Here is a 21,365-nt window from a genome sequence, read left to right on the forward strand (position 1 = left end):
TAATGAGTGCTGAACATTCAACCTACACGCCAACGACTGGCATTGAGAAATGGGTTGATTCCCGTCTTCCGCTGCCGCGTATGATTCACGACAGCTTCATCAGCTATCCGGTTCCCCGGAACCTGAACTACGCATATACCTTTGGCGCCATGCTTTCCGTGATGCTGATCGTGCAGATCCTGACCGGTATTGTGCTGGCCATGCACTATGCCTCCGACACGACCGTTGCGTTCAACTCGGTCGAAAAGATCATGCGCGACGTCAACCACGGTTGGCTGCTGCGCTACATGCACGCCAACGGCGCATCATTCTTCTTCATCGCCGTCTACCTACACATCGCCCGTGGCCTCTATTACGGCTCGTACAAGGCACCGCGCGAAATCCTCTGGATCCTCGGCGTGGTCATCTACCTCCTGATGATGGCTGCCGGCTTCATGGGCTACGTTCTGCCCTGGGGTCAGATGTCCTTCTGGGGCGCGACCGTTATCACCGGCTTCTTCTCGGCCTTCCCCTTGGTGGGTGAGTGGATCCAGCAGTTCCTGCTTGGCGGCTTTGCCGTTGACCAGCCGACCCTGAACCGCTTCTTCTCGCTGCACTACCTGCTGCCCTTCATGATCGCCGGCGTTGTCGTGCTTCACGTCTGGGCCCTGCACGTCACCGGCCAGACCAACCCGACCGGCGTCGAAGTGAAGTCGAAGACCGATACCGTTCCCTTCACGCCCTACGCGACCTTGAAGGACGCACTCGGCGTCTCCGTGTTCCTGCTGGTCTATGCATGGTTCGTATTCTACCAGCCAAACTTCCTCGGCCATCCGGACAACTACATTCCGGCTGACGCTCTGAAGACGCCTGCCCACATCGTTCCTGAATGGTACTACTTGCCGTTCTACGCGATGCTGCGCGCCATCACCTTCAATGTCGGCCCGATCGACTCCAAGCTCGGTGGCGTTCTGGTGATGTTCGGCTCGATCATCATCCTGTTCTTCCTGCCATGGCTGGATACCTCGAAGGTGCGTTCGGCTGTCTACCGTCCCTGGTACAAGCTGTTCTTCTGGATCTTCGTGGTCAACGCCATCCTGCTCGGCTGGCTGGGTTCGCGCCCTGCGGAAGGCCTGTACGTTGTCATGTCGCAGATCGGCACTCTGTACTACTTCGGTTTCTTCCTCGTCATCATGCCGGTCCTCGGCCTGATCGAAACGCCGAAGCGCATTCCGAATTCCATCACCGAGGCGGTGCTTGAGAAGAAGAATGCGAAGGCACAGCCGGCCACCGCACGTGCCTGATCAGAACAGCGATTGATAAGGAACCCACAACAATGAAAAAGCTTGTAACAGGCATTCTGTCACTTGCTGTCGTCGCTGGCCTCGGTCTCGGAGCTGCTGTCGCTGAAGAGGCGGCAGGTGGCGCGGAGCATGGCGGCGGCACGCCCCACTATCCGATCCACAAGCCTGAGCAGCAGGACTGGTCGTTTGCCGGCCCGTTCGGCAACTACGACAAGGGTCAGCTGCAGCGTGGCCTGAAGATCTACACCGAAGTCTGTTCGGCCTGCCACTCGATGAATCTGGTGGCATTCCGTACGCTCGAAGGCCTCGGCTATTCCGACGCACAGGTGAAGGCCTTCGCCGCGAACTACGAAGTTCAGGACGGCCCGAACGCTGACGGCGAAATGTACACCCGCAAGGCCGTGCCTGCGGATCACTTCCCGTCGCCGTACCCGAACAAGGAAGCAGCTGCTGCTTCCAACAACGGGGCTGCACCGCCGGACTTCTCGCTGATCGCCAAGGCGCGCGGCATCGAACGCGGCTTCCCGCAGTTCGTCTTCGATATGTTCTGGCCTTACCAGGAAGGTGGCCCGGATTATATCCACGCGCTGCTGACCGGTTACCATGAGCCGCCGGAAGGCGTTCAGGTCGCCGAAGGCACGCACTACAACCCTTACTTCGCCAACGCTTCTGCGCTGGCGATGGCCCAGCCGATCTCCAACGATCAGGTTACCTACGAGGATGGCACGCCGCAGACGGTGGACCAGTATGCCAAGGACGTTTCGGCCTTCCTGATGTGGGCAGCCGAGCCGCACCTGGAAGACCGCAAGCGCACCGGCTTCATGGTCATGGTGTTCCTGCTGATCTTCACCGGTCTCGTCTACCTGACCAAGAAGTCGGTTTACGCCAACAAGGAACATTGATCGCAGACTGGCTTCGCCAGCTTGATCGAAACCTTAGAAAGGCCCCGGTTTGTCCGGGGCCTTTTGTTTTGCGCGGTGTTGTTTTCGTTCGACGGTGCGAAATGCGCATGAGGTGGCTCTGCCTGGACGGGAAAGAGCAACCTGGTGTCAATGCGGTGATGGGGTATCCGAGCCTTGTCTCGTGTTGTCGAACCGTGGCGCGATTGGTTGCGTCGGACCAGTGGGTCGGATCGCTGCTACTTCCCGAAATAAGCGCCTTTGGGGGTATGTGCCGGCTGCCGCCGGAATGCACTCAAACGCGCTGATGCAACGCAATGCCGCGTAGCTACTATGGTGGTGGCCGCCAGGTCGTTCTCGTCATGAGGAGTGAACCGCGACATCTGTCGCGTCGGGCTAATGCCAGATGCATGAGATGCTCGCGGCAGCTTCCGCAGGAGATAGTTAAGGTGTGGATACATACCACTGCGGAACCTGGCAGGGCGTCCGCCTGGGCCTGGGCAGAATTTTAGAATGCTAGGCATGTCTGCTGTCTTCTGGTCAGCGTTTGCTGATCATGCGACGAACATGCCCGGGCTTTTCCAAGCTCGAACCGCGCCTTTCTCGATTGTGGTCGACGGTGCGGCAAACGCCGTTCTCCTGCACTCCGGCCCACACCGCCAAGATTGGCTGCGGGATACTCTTGTGGACAATGGCGTCGGCCAGCCGACGCTATGAAAGGGTCATCCGTTGGGTGCTTGGTACTCCGCCACCTCGGCAGCATCGGCGGTGATGTAGTACGGCAGTTTGCCGTAGGTAGCCGCCGGTAAGCTGCCCACGTTGGCGCGCAACGCGCGTGGAGTAACTCTGCCATTCAAATGGGACTAGTGAAGCGGCTTCCGCTCCTGGGGCGTGCTTGCGCCGTAACATTGGCGATGCCGCGCATCCTTGAACTTAGGGCACTGTGCCGCCGCCAACGGCACTGTGCTGGCACCGACGCGCCACTTTTCAATGTCGATCCTCGGCGCCCGACGGCACCGGGTGGTTGGGGAAGATCGGCGGTGATGATGCGGCAGGGATTTTGGGTTCGACAGTGTGGTATCCGGATACAATGCGGTATCTGGGTAAGGCACACAACGACCGTCATCGCGCCGTGGGTCACACTGGGTCGATGCAGAACATCTCGAAGCCCTCGATGCGGACGCGAACCTGTTGCGCGCTTCCGCTGTGGACGACACATGTGAAAACGGCCCCACCTTGCGATGGGGCCGTCAAATCTTGCCGGTCGGGCTGCCTCTTAGTTGAAGCGGCCGGCGGCGTGGGCGAGCATCGTGTAGACCTTGCCCGTGTCGGATGTAAGGTAGGTCTGGGTGATGCGCTTGTCCGGATCGTTGCGTGCGACATCGGCGAGCAGCTTTTCGAAGTCGGCGATGTAGCGATCGACGGCGGTGCGGAATTCCGGCTCGCGGTCGTACTTGCGCTTGATCTCGTCGAAGGTCTGCTGGCCCTTCAGCGTATAGAGCCGGCGGGTGAAGACGTCGCGCTCGCCGCGCTGGTAGCGGCGCCACAGGTCGACCGATGCGTCGTGGTCGATGGCCCGGGCGATATCGACCGAAAGCGAGTTCAGCGATTCCACCACGTGGCGCGGGTTGCGGTTATCGCCGCTGCGGGCAACCGGCTGGCTTTCTGCCGGGCGCTGCGGTGCGGCTGCCGGCGCTTCTTCCCGCGACGCGGCACGCAGCAGGTCTCGCATCCAGCCACCGCCTTCTGCGACTTCGCTGGTGACGGCCTGCGTTTCCGGCTGGGCCGGGGCAGGCTGCTGGACGGTCGCCTGTTCGATGCCGAGGCTGCCGCGCAGGGCAGGCGCCGGATCCTGGCGACGCGGCTCTGCGACCGGCTGCTGGACCGGACGGGCGACAGGCGCTGCAGCCACAGCAGCGGCAGCAACCGGCTGCTGGCGCAGCGGCTGGGCGACTTCGAGCTGCGTCGAGGACTTGCCGATGATTTCCGACAGCTCCTGCAGGGCCTTGATCTGCTCGGCCACGGCACGACGCATGACGGCGGCGTTTTCCTTGGCTTCCTCGGGCAGGTCGAAGGCGCTGCGCTTCAGCTCTTCGCGGGTCATATCGAGTTCCTTGCGGATCTCGCCGGCCGAGCGGCGGATATCGTCGGTCGCACCGCTGAAGCGGCCGATGGCGTCGTCGATCGCCACGCGAACGGCGTCGCGCAGCTGGATTGCGACGCCGTCGGACTTCTTGCCACTTTCGCTAAGCATGCGCTCGACGTCGGAGACAGACGACGCGACGCTGCCGCGCAGGCGGGACGCCACTTCCTTGGAGCGTTCCTCGGCGGTTGCGAATGCACCCTCGATTGAGGAACCCGCATCTTCGCCCACCTTGGCGATCGCCTGGCGGAGCGCCTCGGAGGCGCCGAGCGCGCGGCCCTCGACCGCCGAGAGCGTCTTGTTGACGTCGGCGAACGAGGTCTCGACGCCGGAGCGCAGCGTATCGGCAATCTGGCGCGACCGTTCTTCGGCGCGGGAGAAGACTGCCTCGACCGAGGCACCAGCCTCGTCGCCGGCCTGGGCCAGCGCATTGCGCATGGATTCGGCGGCTTCGGCTGCACGCTGTTCGGTGCTCGACAGCAGGCGGCCGACATCCGAGAAGGATTGCTGGATGCCGCTACGCAGATTACCAGCAACCAGACCTGAGCGCTCTTCGGCACGCTGGAAGGCACCATCGACGAAGCCTTCGAGTGCACGCATGGTGCGTTCGATTTCTTCCGAGCGCTGGACGAGGCCGACCGACAGGGTGCGCAAGGCATCCTGGCGTTCCTCGAGTGTGCTGACGAGGTTCGACTGGGCGGCGCCCAACAGGTCCGAGGCCTGGCCGAGCACCTTGGAGTGATCCTCGAAGCGGCCGACGATGCCGCCGATCTGCGACAGGGTAGAGGCCGAGATGTCCGAGAGCTTGTCGACCTTGCCTTCGATGAGGCGCGTAGAGGTCGACAGCATGTCGGAAGCCTGGCGCGTGGTTTCGGAGAATCGGGTGGCCGTAGCCTCCAGCCGCTGGTCCATGTCGCCGAGATTGTCGCTTGCCTGGTCGATGACAGTTGCGATCGCCGTGTTGTTGGCGGCGAGCTGGTCGATCAGGCCGAGGGCCGTCGACTGCAGACGGTTCTCGACCATCTTCATCGCCTTTGCCGTTTCCTCGGCGCGCAGCGAGATGGCGTTGAGCGTCTCGCCGGTGCGTTCGGTAATGGCATTGACCAATGCGGCATTTTCCGCGCGCAGGCGATCGGTGCTGTCCTTCGTCAGGCTGGCGATGCGCTCGGCAGCCTCACGGCCGGTTGCGGCATATTGATCGATGACCGGGCGTGCCTGCTCGTCGATGATGCGCGACAGTTCCATAGAGCGGCCGGCGAGCATCGAGTTGAGTTCGCGGGTCCGATCGTCGAGCGTGCTGCGGATCGCCTCACCACGGGCTTCCAGTGCCTTTTCGGCATCTGCCAAGCCCTGCTGGATGTTCTGGGCGTGGCTGGCAACCTGGCCATGCGTGGCGGCAAGGCGTGCAGTGGCGGTGTCAGAGGCATCGGCGACCGAGCGGGCGAGTTCGGCATGGCGTGCGGCCGTTGTCGAGGCGGTCTGCTCAATGGCATTTGCGAAGTCGGCGTTGCGGGCCGCCAGCACATTGGCGAAGTCCTGACCAGCCTTGGAAAGAAGGCCGGCGGAACGGGCCGCTTCCGCGTCGAGGTCCTGCGCTGCTTCGCTAACCGCGCTGCGAAGGCTGGTGACGAGACCGGCAGCCTTGCCCTCGATGCGGGCGGCTTCGGTGTCGAGTTCCTGGGCAACATCGCCGACTGCGCCGCGAAGGCTGGTGACGAGACCGGCAGCCTTGCCCTCGATGCGGGCGGCTTCAGTGTCAAGTTCCTGGGCAACATCGCCGACTGCACCGCGAAGGCTGGTGACGAGACCGGCAGCCTTGCCTTCGATGCGGGCGGCTTCGGTGTCGAGTTCCTGGGCAACATCGCCGACTGCACCGCGAAGGCTGGTGACGAGACCGGCAGCCTTGCCTCCGATGCGGGCGGCTTCGGTGTCGAGTTCCTGGACCACATCGCCGACTGCGCCGCGAAGGTTGCTGATGAGGTCCGCGGTCTTGCCTTCGATCCGGCCGGCCTCCGCGTCGATCTCCTGCGTCGCTTCGCTGACGGCGCCGCGCAGGCTGGTGACAAGCACCGCAGCCTTGCCTTCGATCGTGCGGTTGACGTTTTCGAGGCCGATGTTGAGGGCGCGGTCCATGGTGCCGAGGCGCTCTTCAATGCGGTCCGTACCGGCATTGATGGCGCTGGAGATGCGGCTTGTGGCTTCCTCGCTGACGCGGTCGATCTCGCCGGAACGCTCACCGAGGCTGTCGGCGATGCGCTGGCCGGCGTTGTCAACGATAGCGTTGACACTGTCGACGCTGTCGCGGACGCGATCCTCCAGCGAGCCGAGGCTCGTTTCCAGGCGCAGACCGGTGTCATCGACCAAGGCATTGACGCTGCCGACACTGCCTCGAATACGGCTTTCCAGAGAACCGAGACTTGTCTCGATCTTGGCGCCGGTATCGTCGACGATGGCATTGACGCTTCCGACGCTGTCGCGGATACGATCCTCCAGGGTGCCAATGCTGGCCTCGATGCGGATACCGGTGTCGTCGACGATTGCGTTGACATTGCCGACGCTGCCGCGGATGCGGTCTTCCAAAGTTCCGAGGCGAGATTCGATGAGGCTGCTGGTTTCATCGACGATGACGCTGACCTTATCGACGCTCCCGTGCATCCGCCCCTCGAGCGAACCCAGACGGGTCTCGATGCGGGCGGCCGTGTCATCGACGATCGTGCTGACATTATCGACGCTGCCGCGCATACGGTCTTCGAGCGAGCCAAGACGGGTCTCGACACGAACACCCGCCGCATCGGCAATCGAACCGACATTTTCGGCACTGTCGCGCATGCGCTCTTCAAGCGCGCCAAGGCTTGTCTCGATGCGCAGACCGGTGTCGTCAAGGCGGTCGTTGAGGCCGTTGATCGACATGTCGACGCGGTTGGTCAGCGTGTCGGCGGCGAGGCTGATCTGGCCGGCCGTTTCCGCCAGGCGCTCGGCAATGTTGCCGGTCGTCGAGCGCATGCGGGCTTCCAGCGTTTCGCCGCTGCGGTCGATGATGCCGGCAAGTGCCGCTTGGCGCTCTTCGAGCGACATTTCGAGCATGCTGGCGCTGGTGGCAAGGCTGGTGGCGATCGACACGGACTGGTCGGACAACATGCCTTCCAGCTGGTCGCGGCCCTGGTCGACGGCGAGGTTGATTGCGTTGATCCGGTCGTCGAGCGTGGCTCGAATCTGCTCGTGGGTCGAGGAGAGTGTTTCGCGCAGGTGCTCGGCGCGGCCGGTCAGCGTCTGTTCGATTTCCGTCGCCTTGCCGGCGAGCGAGGCTGTCGCCTCGGTGGTGCGCGCGGTCAGCGCCTCGGCGATCTGGGCGCTGGTGGCCGTCAGGACGTCCGAGATCTTGCCCACGCGGCCGCTGAGGTCTTCGGCAATGCGAGCGCTGGTGTTGGTAAGAGTGTCGGAGATCTGGCTGACGCGGCCACCGAGGTTTTCGGCAACGAGGGATACGCTGTCCGAAAGCTTCTGTTCGATTTCACCGACACGGTCGGTCATCGTCTCGGCAACGGCCGTGGCGCGGAAGGTGAGGTTGTCGGCGACGTCTTCGGCATGACGGCTCAGGGAATCTGCCATTTCGTTGGCGCGGGCCGTCATCGTCGAGGTGATGTGGGCGGAGCGATCGGCGAGAACGCCGTCGAGTGCCGATGTCTGGGTCGAAAGGGTTTCTGCAATCGCCTGGCTGCGTTCCGAAAGAACACGCTCCAGCCGGTCGGCCGTTTCGCCGACGGCACCTTCGATCGCGTCCGTTCCGGTCGAAAGCACGGTCGAAAGGGCAAGGGTGCGCTCGGACAGGGTGTTGTCGAGGCGGTGCTGGCTTGCCGCGATGGCGCTGGTGATCTCGTCGGTCGAGCCGGTCAGCGTCTGCTCGATGCGGGCATGGGCCGCGTGCAGGCCATCGACGAACTGTGCCGTGCGGGTGTCGAGGCCCTCGGTCAGGCGCTGTTCGCTTGATGTCAGTGCATTTGCAAGCGCATCTGCGCGCTGGCCAAAGCCGTTCTCGATGCGATCCTGAGCCTCGGACAAGGCGCCCATCAGGCTGCTGGTCTTTTCGGAAAGAACGCTGTCGATGCGGCTATGGGCTCCGCCGATCAGGTTGCTGAGATCGGACGTGCGGCTGCCGATCGTCTCCTCGATGAAGTCGTGGGTGGCGCCGAGTGCTGTCGCGAGTGTGAGCGACTGATCCGAAAGCGCCGAGCCGATCTTCTCGATGCTGCTGTCGAGCGCGCCACCGATGGCATCCGAACCGCCACTGACGGTCTCGTTGATGCGGTGCAGGCTTTCCATCAGCTTGGTGTCGAGCAAGCTGGCGCGCTTGTCGAAGGCCGATGCGAACTCGTGGAAGCGTTCGTCGAAGGCGGTGGCAAGGTGGCCGACTGTCGTCTGCAGCTTTTCTTCGAAGAATCCGCCGCGCAGATCGAGATCCATGATGGCATCGTCGGCGCTGGAGCGCAGGCTCTGGCGGAAATGCGCACCCTTTTCGTCGAGGGTGGCGTTGAGCGTCGCGAGCACGTCTTCGAGGCCGCCGGCAATTGCCTGCTGGCCGACGCTCAGGCTTTCGTTGAGGTCGCGGGTGCGGGCAATCAGCGTTTCATTGAGCTGGCGGGCGCGCTCGTTCAGCGCGGCATTCAGCTTTTCAGTGTTAGCATCGAGCGAGGAGGCGCGGGTCTCGAACTGGCCGAGCAGCTGCTCGCCGCGCTTTGTCAGCGTATCGCTCAGCTGGTCGAGGCGGGTGTCGAATTCGCTGCTGAGGCCGAGGCCGGCTGCCGTCAGGCCGGAAAGGAGCGAGTCCGTGCGGTTCGACAGCATGGTGCTGATGTTCTGCAGCGCCGTGTCGGACTTTTCGCTGAGTGCCGCTGCCCGCGTGTCGATCAGCGAGGCAAAAGCCTCGCCGGAGATGGCGATGCGCGAGGCGATGTCTTCGCCGGCCTGGTCGAGATCGTCCTTCAGCTTGCCATGCGCACCGGCGATGGTCGAGCGGATGCGCTCGGAGTGGCCGATGATGGCTTCGCGCTCAAGGCCCAGCTCCTGAACCAGCGTACGCACGCGCAGTTCGTTTTCGCTGTAGCTGCGCTCGAGCGCATTCACCTCGGAGTGAACCAGCGTTTCGAGTTCGGTGGCGCGCGCAATCGTGCGCTCGATGCCTTCGTTCATCGCCGAGACTTCGCGGCGAACGGCCTGACCGACGGTCATGACCCGGTCGGCGGCCGCAGTTTCCGGTTCGGCCAGGCGCAATGCCACTTCGGCCATGGAGCGCGCGGCGTTGCGCAGTTCCTGCGCGCGGGCGATCATGATGGCGAAGGAGAAGAAGAGCATGATCGGCAGCGCGATGCCAATGGCGACGCCGACGGCACCCGGGGTGGCAGCGAGATCGCTCAGCGAGCGGATCTGCCAGATCTGTGGGCCATAGAGCAGGTTGGCGACACCGATGCCGGCCACGGCCCAGATCACCGAAACGAGGGCTGCGACACGGATGGCGGCGCGGTTCGAGCGAACGTCGAGGGCGCGCAACATGGCAGCCGGAGAGCGGCGCCCATCGTCGTTTGCCGGAGAAAGGGGAGGCGACTTTGGCGCAGGTTCAGGAGCGAGCCCGCGTGCGGCGTCATTTGCTCGCGCGGCGCGGGGGGCTTCCTGCTGAGGCTTGGCATTTCGGCTGTGATCGGGCTGAGCAGCCTGATTAGTGGAGTCAGACACATTTTCCTCCGGATTATCCAAGGAAGTCTTGTCGTTAGGGCTCGACTTAAGCTCGTCAAAATCGATCTTAAGGGCCGCTTCCAGAGCCTGGAAGGCCTTTTCATCAATTGACTCGTTGCTCTTCTTCGTCGCCATAGGGATACGCCTCATTACCTTTTGCCTGCGATGAAGCGTGTCCATTTGATCCGCGATTGCGGCCAGGCACTGACTTCACCGGGGCGGTGACGGCAAGATACGCGCATCACATCTACGCAATACCCTACTGAACACCACTGCATTTCCTCGATGGATAGTCGGAATTGACCCTCGAGGGCACCACTCGCACAGCTTATCCACCGGAACGGTTGCCATTTTCGTACGCAAGCCCGTTCCTAACCGTATCGTAGTGACACATTAGCCCGGTTGTTACAATTAAGAGCACTCCAGCTTCATTAAAATCCTAATGAATTCTTAATGTGGCAAAGGGGTTTAGGTCGGAAAAGGCAAGGAAATCAGGAGGTTTAACGAGCGTTAACCATTTTCCCAGATTCCTGCCTATATTGCGCCCCGTTTTAAGCCGATAGCAGCGCCCGCCCGTGGAGGATGGTAGCTCGCAAACCGTAGCGATCGTCCGGCGACGAAGCTTGGTGAACAGGCGTCGTCGGTCACGGTGTCCGTGCCGCCCATGGCAATTGGACCGCGAATGTCGCGGGACGGCGTCGGATAAAGACCAACAGCATACAAACAATAGGGAAATTGGCTCATGGCGGCCCTCAGAATTGCCTTCGAAGCTCCCGACACTCCGGGTAGCTCTTCTCTTTCCGGCAAGAAGCCCATCGATTTTGCCCACCTTGCCGCGCAGACAATGGGAGACAAGGCGCTCGAAATCGAAGTGCTGCAATTGTTCGCCCGTCAGGCACGCAAGGTGATGAAGGAAATCACCGATGGCGACGTGAATGGACGTGCCCAGGCGGCCCATCAGTTGAAGGGGGCCGCACTCGCTGTCGGCGCCGTCGACGTCGCTGCTGCGGCCGGCGCGATCGAACAGCGTCCGACCGATGCGGCTTTGCCCGACGTTCTTGCAGAGAGCGTGCTTGAGGCTGAACTGTTTATCCTGAAGCTCTGCCGCTGATTGCAGCGAGCCACAAAGGTGCATCGCGGCCCGCGCTGAAACGCCGCGTCCGCGATGCAACTGCCGGCTGTTGTTGACTGGATGGCCGAATTGTTGGAAGAACTTTCCCTGAATTCGCGCCCGCCGCCCCGCGCGGCTTTGCGCAATCGGCCAGTCCCATCAGCTTATTCCGGAAAGTGACATGACAAAACTTACGATCGTTGCCTTTGATGGCACGCGCCACGAACTCGATGTCGAGAACGGCTCGACCGTCATGGAGAACGCCGTTCGCAATTCGGTTCCGGGTGTCGAAGCGGAGTGTGGCGGGGCCTGTGCCTGTGCCACCTGTCATGTCTATGTCGACGATGCCTGGACGGCTGTCGTCGGCGCTCCGGAAGCGATGGAAGAGGACATGCTGGATTTCGCCTATGATGTCCGTCCGACCTCGCGGCTTTCCTGTCAGATCAAGGTCAGCGATGCGCTGGACGGGCTCGTCGTGCACGTGCCCGAACGCCAGGCCTGATCGCTGGCCGTTGGCGCCCATCTTCAGTCTATCGATCTATTGATGTCATGTTTGCCAAAAAAGCGCCTCGCTGGTCGTGTGACGAGCGAGGCTAGGAGGGCGCATCGCACGCAGATGAGGGAGGGAACATCTGCTGCATGAAGACACGCCAGGAGAACCTGTATTTGCTGCGTCGTCGAGCTTTGCGCTTAAAGAAACGAAACGACACTGCTGAACTCAAGTAACGGCAATATTTATACGTCGTGCAAGACCATGATGGTCCGCCAAATTCCTTTCGACAACGGAGGGTTGGATTTCAATTCGCCCCCACGTTCCATATTCTGAATATAAGCGAGTCGCTCAGCTGTAGCTATCGCTAGATTTCACCAATAAAATACTGTGGGTGCGCACTCGTTGAACAGGTCGCCTCAAAGTATATTCCGGCTATGCTTATGTCGGTCGTGACCGTTGAACAGCGACCTGTCTAGCGCTGCGTTTTCTTCAGCGCATCCAGCCGGTATTGCAGCAATCGGATTATGCGCTTGTCGAAATTGGCCGCCTCCGTCCGGTCGAACCGGGCCTGGTCCTTGTCGTGAGCGGCGATCGCTTCGGTACTGGCGCGTGTGACGCTTTCTTGCATCTGTTCGCAGTCCGCCTGCGGCCTCAGGGCCAGAAACATCTTCTCCATCTCGCGGGCGTGGTTGCGGGCGATCTCGGCGTGGCGTTCCTCGTGCCGCTTGATATCGCTCGACAACGTATCCCAGACCAGAGCGAGGTCGCGGCTGGCCTGCTTGCGATATTTCCAGCGCGGCAGGATGATGCGCGTGCTGAGCGTGACGCGGGCGACGCCGACCGCGCAGCGTCCGCCGCGATTGACGTAGGTGATCGTGCCGCCAAACTTGATCCGCGTCGCGCCCGGATGGCGCGCGCCCGTCGATTTCATCATCGGCCCGGCTTTGGACAGAGCTTTGTCGAGGTCCGCCGCCGTGCGGCCGCCGATCGAGAAATAGGAAAAGCTCTTGTTTATCACCGTTTCGCCGGACGCAGAGCCCAAGGGCATGGCAACCAGAAGGGCAAGAAGGGCGGCTTTGAACGGAACGCGTACTCGAGACATCAATGCGTAGTTCTCTTTAGTTGAACTTCAATCAAGCTTGGGGCATAGCCAGCGTGGGTGCAACAGCAAATCGAAATGGTTGTCTGCGGCGCATCGTGAGGGGAAATGACTTACAATCCATTTCAAAATTTTCATTGGAAGCTGGCGCATGGCCGTAGTCTCGAACTGGGGCCGCGTGGCGTTTTGATGGCGATCATCAATGTTACCCCCGACTCTTTCTCCGATGGCGGTCGTTTCACGGATACGGCAGCAGCCGTTGTCCAGGGCAAGCGCTGCATCGACGACGGCGCCCTGATCCTCGATGTTGGCGGTGAATCGACCAGACCGGACGCAGCGCCCGTGAGTGCCAAAGAGGAACAGAACCGGATCTTTCCGGTCATCGCGGCATTGGCGCGCGACACCGATGCGCTCATTTCAGTCGATACCTATAGGGCAGAGACCGCACGGCTTGCCGTCGACGCTGGCGCCCACATCATCAACGACGTGCACGGCCTTCAGCGCGAACCGGATATCGCGCGGGTTGCTGCGCAGACGGGCGCCGGGCTCTGCATCATGCACACAGGCCGCGATCGCCAGAAGCTTGCCGATGTGGTGGACGACCAGTTCCATTTCCTAGACCGCTCGCTGCAGATCGCGGCAGAAGCCGGCATCGAACGCGAACGGATCGTGCTTGATCCGGGCTTCGGCTTTGCCAAGGACACGGAAGAGAACCTCGAACTGATGGCGCGGTTTACCGAATTGCACCGTTTCGAGCTGCCTTTTCTGGTCGGCACGTCACGCAAGCGGTTCCTTGGTGCTGTCACCGAACGAGAGCCGGCGGACCGCGATGCCGCCACCGCGGCGACCACGGCCCTGCTACGCATGGCGGGTGCGGCCATTTTCCGCGTACATGATGTCGCAAACAGCAGGGATGCGCTGATGGTGGCGGATGCTATGCTGGGTGCAAAGAAGAGCTGACGGGACGGAAAACCATGAGCGCGACCTATACGATCACCCTGAAAAACTGTGCCTTCTTTGCGCGCCATGGCGTTCTCGACGAGGAAGAATTCCTCGGGCAACGGTTTTTCGTCGATGCGGAGCTTGAAGTGGAGCAAGGCTCGGCGCTGGTCGATGATTCGATCGACGACACCGTGCATTACGGCATCGCCTTTACCGAAATCGAGCGCATCGTCACCGGTCGGCGGCGCTATCTGATCGAGGCGCTGGCGCTCGAGGTCGCAAAGACCCTGTGCGTGCGTTTTCCGCAGGTCCGGCGTGCCAAGGTCTCCGTCCGCAAGCCGAATGCACCGGTTCCCGGAATTCTCGATTATGTCGAAGTCACGGTCGAGCACGTCGCCTGAGATGAGCGGGCATATCGCAACTTTGGGACTTGGCGGAAACCTGGGCGAGCCGAGAAGGGCCATGGCAGATGCATTGCAGATGCTCGATGCCAGGCCGGATTGCGCGGTTCGGGCCGTTTCGCGTCTGTATCGGACACCACCCTGGGGCAAGACCGATCAGGACTGGTTCTTCAACGCCTGCGCCGAAGTCGAAACGTTGCTCGGCCCGGAGGCATTGCTGGACGCCTGCCTTGATATCGAGCGGCAGATGAAGCGGGTGCGCGACGAACGCTGGGGCCCGCGCACGATCGACATCGATGTCCTCACCTTCGGCGACCTGTCCCAGACCGAGACCAAGCTGGAGCTACCACATCCGCGCATGACTGCGCGCGGTTTCGTCCTGATGCCGCTTGCGGACTTTGCCTCCGGCATGCGTGTGAACGGACGGCGGGTCGAAGACTGGCTGGCGGATGCCGACGTCACCGGCATCGAGGTGGTGGACGAAGACAGGGGCTGGTGGCGGGCAGGGGCCTGAGTTCGAGTAGCACAAAAAGAAAAGCCCCAGCGTTTGGCCGGGGCTTTTCTCCGCAATCTGGACTGTCGTCTACTTGATCGAGCCGACGGCGATGTTGTCGAGCTGGCGGTTGAGACTGACGCCGATCACCGGCACCATTGTATCCTCGACCTTCACCGAGATGGTGATGTTCATGGTCGAGTCGTTCTGGAGCCGGGCGATCATCGCGCCGTTCAGCTTCTTGCGGTTGATGCCGACGACGACCTTGTCCTTGGCGACGTTGCCGGAGACTACGTCGAGACCCTTGCCATCAGCGCCGTCGAGAAATTTTCCGGTGTAGCTGCCGCCCTTCTGGGTGATCAGCGCCGACATCGGTTGCTTGAACACGCCGACGCGGCAGAAGCCGTCGAGCTTGATGCCGGCATCATTGCCGGCAACCGGTTCGCCGGCGAGATCGCAGGTGAACTTGGTGCCCTTGTATTTCCCGGCGACGATCTCGCCGGGGCCCTTCCACTGGCCGGAGACTTTCTCGAAGAAAGCCTTGTCCTTGCCACCGGAAATGGCTGGCGTAGCAACGCCGACGGTTGCTGCGAGCGCGAAGGCGGCAGCGCCGCGAGCGATCAAAGAAGGGCGCGAGAACATAAACGATCCTTGATGGGTCAACGTCCGAAACTAGGAGCCACATTTGCGCGCAAATGGTTAATGGACGGTTTCTTTCGGGCTGATATCAAGGCTTCTTTGTGTCGGTGATGCGCTCTGTGCGCCGCAGATCGGATGGCTGCAAGGCAGTCACGGCGGCCTCACCGTCATGTGCTACGATGCGCGCAGACGTGTTTATGAAACTCTATCGCAACGGCGTACGTATCCACTTGAAACGCGGAGGTTTCATGATGGCAGCGGCGATCAACAGCACCACCCCGGAAACGGACATCTCGCAGGCACTCATAATCCGCCGCCACGGACTTGCCACGCGGCTGACCCATTGGCTGTGGGCACTGGCATTGTTCTTCCTGCTCCTGAGTGGCCTGCAGATCTTCAACGCCCACCCGACGCTTTATCTTGGGCAGCAATCGGGCTTTGCCTTCGACAACGGCGTGCTGTCCATCAGCGCCGCCCGGACGCAAGATGGAGAGGTCAGGGGCGTGACGACGCTGCTCGGCCGGGGGGTCGACACGACGGGTGTTCTCGGGGTCAGCGGCGCCGCAGACCGGCGTGACTACAGGGCATTTCCAGCCTGGCTAACGGTGCCTTCTTATCAAGACCTGGCGACGGGCCGGGTGATACATTTCTTCTTCGCGTGGCTTTTTGCGACCGTCTTTCTTGTCTGGTTGGTTGCGAGCCTGATCAACGGGCACCTGTGGCGCGACATCCTGCCATCGGCCTCCGATATCAGCGGCCTGCCACGAAGTTTCGTCAACCACGTGCGGTTCCGATTCGATCACGGCCGCAGCTACAATGGCTTGCAGAAACTCTCCTATGCCGCTGTTTTGCTCGTCTTTTTTCCGTTGATGATCCTGACGGGGCTGACGATGTCGCCGGGCATGGACGCGGCCTGGCCATGGTTGATCGACGTCTTTGCCGGTCGACAGACGGCACGCACGATCCACTTCGTCGTCATGCTTTTGCTCGTGGGCTTCTTCGCCATACACATCTTCATGGTTTTTGCCGCCGGGCCGATCAACGAATTGCGCTCGATGATAACAGGGCGTTACCGCATCGATAGCGAGGCGCAGCGCAAGGAGGCAGGGCAATGACGCGGCTTCTGATCAATCGCAGGCGCTTTTTGACCGCCGCCGGCATTGCCGCCTCGACGTTGCCTCTTGCAGGTTGTGATGCATTCGATGGAATCCTGCAAAACAGAAGCCCGGTCCGTGATGTCCTGGCATCGGCGAACAGCCTGACTTATCGGGTACAGCGGCTATTGATGGACGCGGACCGGCTGGCGCCTGAGTTCGCCGAAAGCGAAATCCGCCAGGGACAACGGCCGAACGGCTCGACCGATCCGACCGACCCGGAGTATATCGCCCTCCAGCAGGATTTTTCCGGATACCGCCTCGGCGTCACCGGTTTGGTCGAAAAGCCGCTCAGCCTGACATTGGCCGAATTGCGCAACATGCCGTCGCGGACACAGATCACCCGCCACGACTGTGTCGAGGGCTGGAGTTGCATCGCCAAATGGTCGGGCGTTCCGCTAGCCAAGGTACTTGATGAAGCCAAGATCAGACCGGAAGCGCGTTATGTCGTCTTCCATTGCTTCGATCGCATGGGTCTCGGGCTTTCCGGACCGACGGCCTACTACGAATCGATCGACCTCATCGATGCGCGCCATCCGCAGACGATCCTTGCCTATGGATTGAACGGACGGTCACTTCCGGTCGCCAATGGCGCGCCGCTTCGAGTGCGCATCGAGCGGCAGCTCGGCTACAAGATGGCGAAGTACATCAGTGCCATCGAGGTCGTTGCGGATCTTTCGACGTTCGGTCGTGGACGCGGCGGCTTCTGGGAAGACTTGGGCTATGAGTGGTATGCGGGCATCTAGTTCTACAGGCCGCGCGTCTTTTCAGACGCGCAAAGGTCGCTGAAGCACTTTGAATTTCTGCATGTTTTCATCCTTAAGTCGGGTAGGTTTTAGGAAACATGCAGTCGTTTCTAGACGTCGCCGTTCTGACTAGCCGCGCGACCGGCACCGGGCGCGAGGTCCGAAAGAAAGTCGCCGATCCCGGGACGTTTCAGTGCTCTGAAAGGCATCGGTCGGCAAAGGTCCATGGCAGCGATGCCGATGCGGGCGGTCATCAGTCCATTGATTACGCCTTCGCCGAGCCGGGCCGAGAGTTTTGACGCCAAGCCGTGGCCAAGCACCTGCTGGATGAGGCTGTCACCGGCGGCGATCGAGCCGGTGACAGCGAGATGGGCGATAACGTCGCGCATCAGCCTGATCATGCCGAGCGTACCGGGGCGGCCGCCATAAAGCTCGGCCATCGCGCGGATCATGCGAGCGGATTCATAAAGCACATAGCCGAGATCGACGAGCGCGCGGGGGCTGACGGCGGTGACGATCGACACGCGCTTGGAAGCGGCGAGAATGATGCGCCGGGCCTCGCGATCGAGCGGCGTCAACAATTCGCGCTCCGTCAGGTCAAGCAGATGCGGGCCATCGATGATTTCGCCTTCGGTTTCCTTAAGGCGCGTACGACCGCGTGCCGTGCGCGGATTGGTGGCGAGAAGATGGACGAGTTTTTCCGAAGCGGACCGTGCCAGCTTGGTATTGCCGGAAGCGGCGGCATTCTCCGTTTCCGTCTTCAAGCTCTGGACGGCAGTCAGTTGCATCATGCCTGAAAGCTCGCGGCCAATGACTACCAGCAGTGCCAGGAGCCCGATGGCAACGATACCCATTGCGGCATAGCCGAGCCAGTCGGCGCGGGAAAACAGGTCGCGGATGAGGCGGTCGACCCAAAGACCCGTCGCCAGCGAGAGGAGAATGCCGAATGCCCCCATGGCGATCTTGCCGACGGACAGGCGACGCCTGCGCGGGTTTGCCTCCGGCAAAGCGAGGCTTTCGACGCCAAGCGTCGTTTCCCGGAAGGGATCCTCCGTGTCGGGGGTCATCACCACCTTGTCGTCGAAGCTCGCCGGGGCGCGGCGGGGGCGGTCGCTTTCCGCCGGCTTCTGCTCCGGATCCGGGTTCACCGAAAAAGCACCGGGCTTTCGGCCACGGCTGTTGAAATCGTCACTCATGCCAACCGGTCTCCGAACAGGAACTGCATCGCCCGATCGAGCCGGATATGCGGCACCGACAGCTTCAATCCGCCGCCCGTCTCTTCAAGATGCGGCGGCCGGAAGCGCACGAAACTGAACTCGGGCATCGGGTGCACGTCGCCGAATTTTTTCGCCGACGCATCGGCATCAAGCGCCCTAAAAAAAACTTCAGGATCATCCGGCAAGTCACCGGGAAATATCGCTGTTTTCCCTTCACCGTCGAAGGTCTCGCCGTTGATCTTCTCGCCAGCGATCGGTGTTCCGACGATAACCGGAAGCGTATGCCCTCCATGGTCGACCGTGGCCTCGCGTGTCGCCCGGACCGAGGCGATCGCCATGACCTCGAGCCCCGCACCGCTCATGCCGATGCGGGCGGCTGCCCGGCTGACGAGACGCGCCGTGATGCGCTCCAACCGATCGTGGCTTTCGTGGTGCAGATGGTCCGCCTTCGTCGCGGCGATCAGCACCTTGTCGATCCGTCGGGTCAGGAAAGACGAGAGCCAGCTGTTCGTGCCGGGACGGAAGCAGGCGAGCACGTCGGCCAGCGCCTGCTCCAGATCGAGCAGCGCTTCCGGCCCGCCATTGATCGCCTGTAGCGCATCCACCAACACGATCTGACGGTCGAGCCGAGCAAAATGCTCGCGGAAGAACGGGCCGACGACGTGCTTCTTGTAGGCTTCGTAGCGGCGCTCCATCATCGCCCAGAGCGAACCTTTCGGCGCACGGCCCTCGGGCAGGTCGGGCAGTGGCGAGAAGGTCAGGGCAGGTGAGCCCTCGAGATCGCCCGGCATCAGGAAGCGACCGGGCGGCAGGGTCGAGGGCGAGCTCGCGTCCGCCTTGCAGGCTTTGAGGTAGGCGGTGAAGCTTTCGGCGAGCCGGCGCGCGCTGCTTTCATCGGCGATCGCCGTTGGTCCCGCAGATGAGGCAAGCGTCAGCCAATCCGCCGACCGGTTGGCGCGGCCCGGAGCACGGGCGCGGGCAACCGAATTGTCGCTGAACTGCTTGAAATCCTGTGCGAGTAGCGGCAGATCAAGTAACCATTCACCGGGATAATCGACGATATCGAGCGACAGCCGGCCGGCCGAGAACAGCCTGTTCCAGCCGCTGGCGCTCTCGAAATCGAGGGTAATGCGAAGCTGCGAGATCGCGCGGGTCGAATCCGGCCAGATACGATCGCGCACCAGGGCGGCAATGTGATCCTCGTACTGAAAGCGCGGCACGGCGTCGTCCGGCTGGGGTTCAAGCCTTATCTTCGAGACGCGGCCGGAGCGCACCGGCTCGAACACCGGCAGCCGTCCGCCGTTGAGGAGATTGTGGACCAGCGACGAGATGAAGACGGTCTTTCCGGCTCTCGAAAGCCCGGTGACGCCCAGCCGGATAGAGGGATTGACGAGGCCCGATGCACGATCGGTGAGATTGTCGAATGCAATCAGGGCGTCGTCTTTGAAGCTGGTCAGATTTGGCGCCAAGTCGTGCTATCCCTCGCGGACCTTGCCGCTTTCGTTCATGCGAATGTCTGCCAGACGTGCGGCAGGTCCTGTTTGCCTTGGCGATATAGGAAATATTTCCCGCACCGCAACAATGGCATGTCATTTCGGTTCCCTGGTTGGCAGGATCAGCGACACCAGCGTGGCCGTTGCGGCGCCGCCTGGGCCTCCCTGTAAGTCAAGGATCGCAAGGGCTGCCGGCGGATAACCATGCGGAAGGGCGTCGGTCGCCGCCTCGTTCCCGGCAAAGCGGCGGAAGAGTTCGTCAATCATCGGATTGTGTCCGACGATCATCAACGAATTCAGATGCCTGTTTGCATCGATGATATCGGTATAGACGCTTGCCGGGCCGGTATAGAGCGCATCGACATAGCGGATCTGGATGTCTTCGCTGACGGATCGGAAGAAGGGTTCCGCGGTCTGGCGACAGCGGACCGCCGTCGAGCACAAGATCAGCTCCGGCCGGATGCCGCGATCGGCAGCCATCTGCGCGATCAGTTCCGCCTCGGCATATCCTACGTCGTCGAGCGCGCGATCGAAATCACGTTGACCGGGCAAGGCCCAACCGGAGCGGGCATGACGCAGAAGGAAGAGACGGAAGGGCCTGGCGGCACTGTCTTGCATATATTGAATTCCGGTAGCTGCCGGCCGCGGGTCGCGACGGGATAAAGTATCGCCGGATCGGGGTCTTGCGCGTCTCGCGGCGGATCACCACCTTTTCCCGTCGATGATGCAAAGATCAAGCTGTGAACCGCTTTTTTCAGGGGATTGCCCGGTTGCCGCCGGGCGCACCAATCCCGGCAAAAGGGCGGCGTCGCGCTGGCGGCAGAACATCCAAGTTACGACCGGTCTTCTTGGCGCCGGGTAGGTGATCATCTCTACGACTAAGATCTCATCTGTAATTTTGATGAAATATTCGCCAGTTAGCCTGAATTGCAAGCATTGTTAAAATACGGTTGAGTGTCTAATCCGAGGCTTGAATCGCGGCTTCCATGGGGCTATACACCGCCGCAATGAGATGTTCTTCAGGAGAATCGCGTTGAGTGAGAAGATCGATCTTAGTACCTTTGTCCTCTCGGAGGACGAGGAATTCATGAATGCCACCCACCGGGCCTATTTCCGGGCCAAGCTGAATGCTTGGAGAAACGACATCCTTCGCGAGGCACGCGAGACACTGGATCACTTGGCCGAGGAGAGCGCCAATCATCCCGATCTCGCCGACAGGGCCTCTTCCGAAACAGACCGGGCGATTGAACTGAGAGCCCGCGACCGTCAGCGGAAGTTGATCTCGAAAATCGATGCGGCGCTACAGCGGCTCGATGAAGGGACCTACGGCTATTGCGAGGAAACGGGAGAGCCGATCGGCTTGAAGCGTCTGGACGCCCGACCGATCGCAACGCTCTCGATCGAGGCGCAGGAGCGCCACGAGCGTCGGGAAAAGGTCTATAGGGACGAATAAGGGTCCGATTTCCGGATCAGTCTTGAGAAAAAGGCGCGGGTTGACCGCGCCTTTTTCTTTTTGCTGAATGTT

16 protein-coding genes are annotated in these 21,365 nt (G+C 61.6%); 10 read left to right on the forward strand and 6 right to left on the reverse strand.

Annotated elements, in window-relative coordinates; translation table 11 throughout:
* The first annotated feature begins 2 nt into the window (after window positions 1-2).
* Both ASD02_RS16035 and ASD02_RS16040 read left to right on the forward strand, forming a co-directional pair.
* Complete coding sequence (locus ASD02_RS16035) at window positions 3-1,283, forward strand: cytochrome b/b6 (RefSeq protein ID WP_025427196.1); 1,281 nt, start codon at window positions 3-5, stop codon at window positions 1,281-1,283.
* 32 nt (window positions 1,284-1,315) lie between these two features.
* Window positions 1,316-2,185: a cytochrome c1 gene (locus ASD02_RS16040; RefSeq protein WP_025427195.1), complete on the forward strand. Its 870-nt coding sequence runs from the start codon at window positions 1,316-1,318 to the stop codon at window positions 2,183-2,185.
* A 1,273-nt stretch (window positions 2,186-3,458) separates the two neighbouring features.
* Here ASD02_RS16040 and ASD02_RS16050 read toward each other — a convergent pair.
* Complete coding sequence (locus ASD02_RS16050) at window positions 3,459-10,187, reverse strand: kinesin (RefSeq protein WP_057220820.1); 6,729 nt, start codon at window positions 10,185-10,187, stop codon at window positions 3,459-3,461.
* A gap of 607 nt (window positions 10,188-10,794) precedes the next feature.
* Here ASD02_RS16050 and ASD02_RS16055 point away from each other — a divergent pair.
* Both ASD02_RS16055 and ASD02_RS16060 read left to right on the forward strand, forming a co-directional pair.
* Window positions 10,795-11,163 carry an Hpt domain-containing protein gene (locus ASD02_RS16055; RefSeq protein ID WP_025427193.1) on the forward strand — a complete coding sequence of 123 codons (369 nt, stop codon included), beginning with the start codon at window positions 10,795-10,797 and terminating at the stop codon, window positions 11,161-11,163.
* 181 nt (window positions 11,164-11,344) lie between these two features.
* On the forward strand, window positions 11,345-11,665 hold the full coding sequence (locus tag ASD02_RS16060; RefSeq protein WP_025427192.1) for a 2Fe-2S iron-sulfur cluster-binding protein: 321 nt from the start codon (window positions 11,345-11,347) through the stop codon (window positions 11,663-11,665).
* Window positions 11,666-12,128: 463 nt separating this feature from the next.
* Here the strand turns inward: ASD02_RS16060 and ASD02_RS16065 are convergent, their stop codons facing one another.
* The gene (locus ASD02_RS16065) at window positions 12,129-12,758 is read right to left on the reverse strand and encodes a DUF922 domain-containing protein (RefSeq protein WP_025427191.1); all 630 of its coding nucleotides are present in this window, start codon (window positions 12,756-12,758) and stop codon (window positions 12,129-12,131) included.
* Between the two features lie 105 nt (window positions 12,759-12,863).
* Here ASD02_RS16065 and folP point away from each other — a divergent pair, with 105 nt between their 5' ends.
* From folP to folK, 3 genes are read left to right on the forward strand one after another with little or no spacing between them, the layout of a single operon-like run.
* A complete protein-coding gene (gene folP / locus ASD02_RS16070; RefSeq protein ID WP_025427190.1) occupies window positions 12,864-13,715 on the forward strand; it encodes a dihydropteroate synthase in 852 nt (283 codons plus the stop codon).
* 14 nt (window positions 13,716-13,729) lie between these two features.
* Complete coding sequence (gene folB / locus ASD02_RS16075; RefSeq protein ID WP_025427189.1) at window positions 13,730-14,098, forward strand: dihydroneopterin aldolase; 369 nt, start codon at window positions 13,730-13,732, stop codon at window positions 14,096-14,098.
* Between the two features lies 1 nt (window position 14,099).
* Window positions 14,100-14,612, forward strand: coding sequence for a 2-amino-4-hydroxy-6-hydroxymethyldihydropteridine diphosphokinase (gene folK, locus ASD02_RS16080; RefSeq protein WP_025427188.1), 513 nt, complete (start codon window positions 14,100-14,102; stop codon window positions 14,610-14,612).
* Between the two features lie 69 nt (window positions 14,613-14,681).
* On the opposite strand, the gene ASD02_RS16085 is transcribed toward folK, so the two are convergent.
* Window positions 14,682-15,233 (reverse strand): hypothetical protein, encoded by a 552-nt coding sequence (locus tag ASD02_RS16085; RefSeq protein ID WP_025427187.1) that lies wholly within the window; start codon window positions 15,231-15,233, stop codon window positions 14,682-14,684.
* Between the two features lie 248 nt (window positions 15,234-15,481).
* Here ASD02_RS16085 and ASD02_RS16090 point away from each other — a divergent pair, with 248 nt between their 5' ends.
* On the forward strand, window positions 15,482-16,345 hold the full coding sequence (locus ASD02_RS16090) for a cytochrome b/b6 domain-containing protein (RefSeq protein WP_162250506.1): 864 nt from the start codon (window positions 15,482-15,484) through the stop codon (window positions 16,343-16,345).
* Window positions 16,342-17,130 carry a molybdopterin-binding protein gene (locus ASD02_RS16095; protein WP_025427185.1) on the forward strand — a complete coding sequence of 263 codons (789 nt, stop codon included), beginning with the start codon at window positions 16,342-16,344 and terminating at the stop codon, window positions 17,128-17,130. The genes ASD02_RS16090 and ASD02_RS16095 overlap by 4 nt, the downstream gene beginning before the upstream one ends.
* 110 nt (window positions 17,131-17,240) lie before the next feature.
* Here the strand turns inward: ASD02_RS16095 and ASD02_RS16100 are convergent, their stop codons facing one another.
* From ASD02_RS16100 to ASD02_RS16110, 3 genes are all read right to left on the reverse strand, one after another.
* Window positions 17,241-18,326, reverse strand: coding sequence for a TIGR01620 family protein (locus ASD02_RS16100; protein ID WP_025427184.1), 1,086 nt, complete (start codon window positions 18,324-18,326; stop codon window positions 17,241-17,243).
* Window positions 18,323-19,816 carry a YcjX family protein gene (locus ASD02_RS16105; protein ID WP_057220821.1) on the reverse strand — a complete coding sequence of 498 codons (1,494 nt, stop codon included), beginning with the start codon at window positions 19,814-19,816 and terminating at the stop codon, window positions 18,323-18,325. The genes ASD02_RS16100 and ASD02_RS16105 overlap by 4 nt, the downstream gene beginning before the upstream one ends.
* A 120-nt stretch (window positions 19,817-19,936) precedes the next feature.
* Window positions 19,937-20,458 carry a histidine phosphatase family protein gene (locus tag ASD02_RS16110; protein ID WP_057208685.1) on the reverse strand — a complete coding sequence of 174 codons (522 nt, stop codon included), beginning with the start codon at window positions 20,456-20,458 and terminating at the stop codon, window positions 19,937-19,939.
* 415 nt (window positions 20,459-20,873) lie between these two features.
* On the opposite strand from ASD02_RS16110, the gene dksA reads away from it, so the two are divergent.
* On the forward strand, window positions 20,874-21,293 hold the full coding sequence (dksA, locus tag ASD02_RS16115; protein WP_025427181.1) for an RNA polymerase-binding protein DksA: 420 nt from the start codon (window positions 20,874-20,876) through the stop codon (window positions 21,291-21,293).
* The last annotated feature ends 72 nt before the right edge of the window (window positions 21,294-21,365 follow it).

It is taken from the genome of Ensifer sp. Root1252 (genome assembly GCF_001425885.1).
GTDB lineage: Bacteria > Pseudomonadota > Alphaproteobacteria > Rhizobiales > Rhizobiaceae > Ensifer > Ensifer canadensis.